At 59.3% G+C, this 4,251-nt stretch carries 2 protein-coding genes; both read right to left on the reverse strand.

All coding sequences use genetic code 11. The features are described 5' to 3' along the window. Nucleotides 1–469 precede the first annotated feature (469 nt). Nucleotides 470–3,754 carry a hypothetical protein gene (locus WS62_RS15765; protein ID WP_156440999.1) on the reverse strand — a complete coding sequence of 1,095 codons (3,285 nt, stop codon included), beginning with the start codon at nt 3,752–3,754 and terminating at the stop codon, nt 470–472. A gap of 37 nt (nt 3,755–3,791) precedes the next feature. After that, nucleotides 3,792–4,085 (reverse strand): hypothetical protein, encoded by a 294-nt coding sequence (locus WS62_RS15770; protein WP_156441000.1) that lies wholly within the window; start codon nt 4,083–4,085, stop codon nt 3,792–3,794. Between the last annotated feature and the right edge of the window lie 166 nt (nt 4,086–4,251).

A 4,251-nucleotide genomic window follows, 5' to 3' on the forward strand; every position in this document is an offset into this window, starting at 1 on the left:
ATAGCCGGTCCAGCCGCCCAGTGCCTGAAGTGCCTTGCGATCGTGCAATTCTTCCTCCTGACCTCTATAGAATCAGGCGTCAGGTTACGCAATCTCCATCAAACCCTCCACGGTTTACTGCGATGAACCAAAATTTCCGACTGAAACAGACAACCTCGCGAACTGGGCATGGGCACCTCACAAACTCACTTGATCAACCTCACGGAAAGGCTTCGACTACACCCTGTGAAAGCGACATAAAAACAAGGAATGGCAGGATAGGCTGGCGCCGGTTTTGGGCACCATGCGACTTTGCGATATCGAGTTGCGTCGGGCGGCTACCGAGCCAAAGCCGTTACTCGCTCGATTTGGCGCGTGCAAAAATCCTCATACGTACCTGAAGAAATTTCTCGTGATGAGGCTCCTGCAGAGCGTACCGCTAGCCTCGTAGTCAAGCACAATCAAGTCCGCTTTCCGATTTAGCGAGGAACTAGACGGAAGCACCCGACTCCCTCGCTCTGAGGCGTTCAAGCGCTTGCAAGAAGGGCGCATCGGTCACTCCCGGGGGAAGAACAGGATCAGTGATACCGCGCATGGCCGTGATCAGTGGCGAAGTTCCGTCGACCTGCCACGCCGGAATGAACTTCAAGTGGGACAGCTTGATGCCTATCTCAAAGTTCTCGCGTTTCATCTCGATGCCCGGCGACGCAGGATTGAATTCCACCGGCATCAGGAAGACGAACCCCGCGCGTCGGAAGTGGTCTTGCAAGACGTCCAGGTTGTGACTGGACGAGGGTGTCATGTCATTCATCCGGTAGACAATGGCGAACAGGCGATTGGCATCCGCTGCGGCCTTCATGTACGACTCGCTGATGCCAATTGCTACCCTGTAGTCCAACGGGCTGTCGCGTCGGATGCCGGTGATGACGGTCACGCTCAGCCATCCATCCCGGTTTTCCGCGCCAACCTTCTTGCGCCACCCGCGGAAAATCTTCTGACCCGCGTCGAAGTTCTCGAATGCCAGAGCCATCATCGGCGGCACCACTTCCCCGGGGGCCTGCGGTAGCGCCACGCCAGTCCCCTTCCACTTGGCCTTTTCCCACAGCGGCAAGATGATGGGAGACATGACTCGCACATTGCGATGTAGCACCGCGTCCGCGCCGAAGAGGTGCTCTGGCGGTGGGGCTGCCGAAGACGTCAAGTCCGTCTCAGGAGGATGAGCGTCAGGCGCGGGCGCCACCACAGCCGGTATCCATGCCTTTTCACGGACGAGCGGGAATGCAGCAAGAGTGTCGCCCTGCACCCAGTCTTCCGCGCGCCCGGCCGGCGAGTCGCCGAGGATGTTCGTGACGGAGATGATGGAGCGCGCCACGTGGTACGCACGGTCTTGAGCACGATACTTCGCAAACATCTCCTCGAAGTCCTGTCGTTCAACGCCGAGCTGCAGCTCGTAGGTTACGCGCCCGAACAACTCAATCATCTTTCTTTCGAAACCTTCGCCGACCAAGTTCGCGGCTGCTGAAACGGGATGGGTGACGATGAGCGTTGTCTCGCCGCAGTCGTCCTCGACATGGCGATGAACAAAAGGCGGCTTTGCAGCCTCTGATTGTCGCACCTCAACGACCAGCCGTTCCCTAGGTGACAGAAGCCTCCTAGAACGCACTGCAGTGGAGTAGAAGGCCTCCAGAAATCCGATGATGCTCTCGCCAAGCAATGCCGATGCGATGCCGCCGCGGGCGATTACTTCGACCTGGCAACCCAATATGGTCGTCGTCATGGTCGTAGTGCCGAAGTGCCATAGCGGCCGATTTGGAAGATCCAACGCGGCCGGAGCGGCAAGCCATTCGCTGGCGAACTGGTTCAGGTCGTCATCTGCCGCGCCGTATTCGGCGTGGACCTTGTCCTCGTGCCCGAGCATGAAGAGGGCAGCGGCGCGCGACATCTCCAGACCCAGCGTGGTTAGGAGGTCCGGAAGCCGCGTCAGCGATGCCCAATCCTCATGCGTAGTGCGCAGAATCAAGATTCCCAAGACTCGGTCGATGGCCTGTATCTCCTGTTCGAGCGCCTTCGTGTCTTCCGCGCTCAGGCTCAATGCAACCTGGATAGGCTCGAACCACTTCACCCAAGCGAGTACGTAGGGCACGCGACCAAGCTGCAGTTCCAGCCATGCTAGCTTCTTCAGAAGTGGCAAAGCGCGGCGGTCGACGGCTCCTTCCTTGAACCACGAATAGAGGCAGCGGTCTAGTGCAGACACCAAGTTCGCCCTTGCCGCGTAGAGAAGGCCCACCGACTCGTATGCCAAGCCCGTGGCGCACAGGGCAGCGATAAACTCGTCGCGGCTGTCCTCCTGCGCAAGAAGCATCTGCGCGCGGGCCAAGTCGTCAATCGCGTCATATGCCTTCTTCCGCTGGAGCTTTTGCATACCTCGCTGCAATTGAAACTCGCCAGCGACGCGGTCGCCGTTTCTCTCGCGCTCAATCTCGATTACCACATCCACCAGTTCGTCGTAGCCCGGCGAATCGCCGATGACGATCCCCAGCTCTCGCACGATGCGAATGACTGGCTCGATTGGGAACTCAATCTGCCGACGCACGTTGCTCAGGACTTGGCGCATGGCGACCAAGGTGGGCTGTAGGTCACGTTTTGCACGCATCGCTGCGACGAGGTCCATCTGCAGCAACTGGGCCCATGCCCACAGCGAGCTCGTCTCCTTTGACTTGTCGTCGGCATGGCGCTGAAGTGCGACGCGTAATGCGTTGGTTCGTGCTTCGTCTAGAGCGTTCCCCCCTTGGAGGGCGAGCCACAGGCTGACGACGCAGTCAATGTCCCAAACCCAGTCCGAGGGCAGCACTTCGGATGCCAGCAGGTCGTAGATTCGCGCAGCCTCTTCCGGGTCATCGAACCACCACAGGGCGGTCCACGCTCTCTGGTACCAGATGCGCTGTAGTTGTCTGCTGCCGATTTTTCGCGCGAGACGCTCTGCGCGGTCGAAGCGACCATCAACCTCATGCCGCGGCCTGTCGAGGCCCCGTGCGAGCATTGCAGACTGCAAGCTCTGTTCGATCAATTCCAGCGTGACCGCAGACTTCGCAGCTGCATCGAGCTTCTTGTCTAGCGCCTCCAGGTCACGCAGTCTGCCGGCGTCTAAGGGACCTGAGGTCGAGACAGCCTTGCGTGTGAGCTCGAACTGGAGAGTCTCGGCCACGATGTCCCACCGGCGGTGCCGGACGACCTTCTCGACAATCCAGCTGCGGTCGAGGATACGCACCTGCACGCCATGGCCAGCCGTGAGAGCGTCCTCCATCTCGGCGCGGTCCTTGTCCCTGATGGCTTGGTTCGAGATGAAGTAGATGAGCGTGTACGGACGGCCGGTCGCGACGATTTTCGCGACGTCAGAGCGGACCTTCGGCTTCCAATCGGCTTTAGCACTCACGGCAAAGCCCCAACGCTGGTCGGCCGAGGCCGGATTGCCTTCGTACCAGAGTGTCGCAATCGCTGGTGCGACCGGGTACGTCTCAGTGTCGACCTTGCTGTCACCTCCGCCTGTGGGTCCGGTTTGCGGTATCAGATTCGGGCAAAGCTCCTTTTCGGCCAGCACGCGCGCGAAGTTCTCAAACGCAATCTCTTCCTTACGGCTCGTGAGAGAGTGCAGATGGAACTCGAACTGACGCCGGTCCATCTCGCCGACTTCGACATGCAGCGTGTCCGAGTACAGCTCCGGGCGTCGCGCTCGCATAAACTCCCTGTAGCTCGGGTTCGTGTTCTCGTCGTTCATGAAAGCCTTCAAGGTACGCACATCACACGCGACATGGTTACGGCTCGGCCAGCTGACCAAAGTCGAAGTATGCCATGCACACGGCCTGCTGGAAGGCGGTCGGCAACTGCCCCTGGAAATGCACAATCTCCATGGTATAGACGGGGACGTAGGCCTTGTTCATTCTTGGGACCCAGTACCCAAGGAACCCTTCCAGGTCCGGTGCAACCATGGGGCGCTGGGCTGCCCCTTGTGGCAGCAGGCTTAAAATCTTTTGGTTGATGGCTTGCTCAGCGGCATTGCCAGCAGCTGCGTCGTGTAGCATCCGGTAGGGAACATCGGATGCATTCAAGACCCGATGGAATAATGCTGCTCCCGATAGCAAAGCCTCTGTCGATGGCGGTCAAAATCCGCGCTTTTCCGGCGGCGTCACGTAACGGCGGCATGACACAAGTTTCAAAATCGACGTTGCAGGAGCGACGAACCTGTCGGAAGCGGGATATTGACGCGGGGCGCGA

This window comes from Burkholderia sp. ABCPW 14 (assembly GCF_001523835.1).
GTDB classification, from domain to species: Bacteria; Pseudomonadota; Gammaproteobacteria; order Burkholderiales; family Burkholderiaceae; genus Burkholderia; species Burkholderia mayonis.

Coding starts and splice junctions, on each gene's coding strand:
- WS62_RS15765 (WP_156440999.1), bottom strand. CDS start 3,754: ATGAACGACGAGAACACGAACCCGAGCTACAGGGAGTTTATGCGAGCG.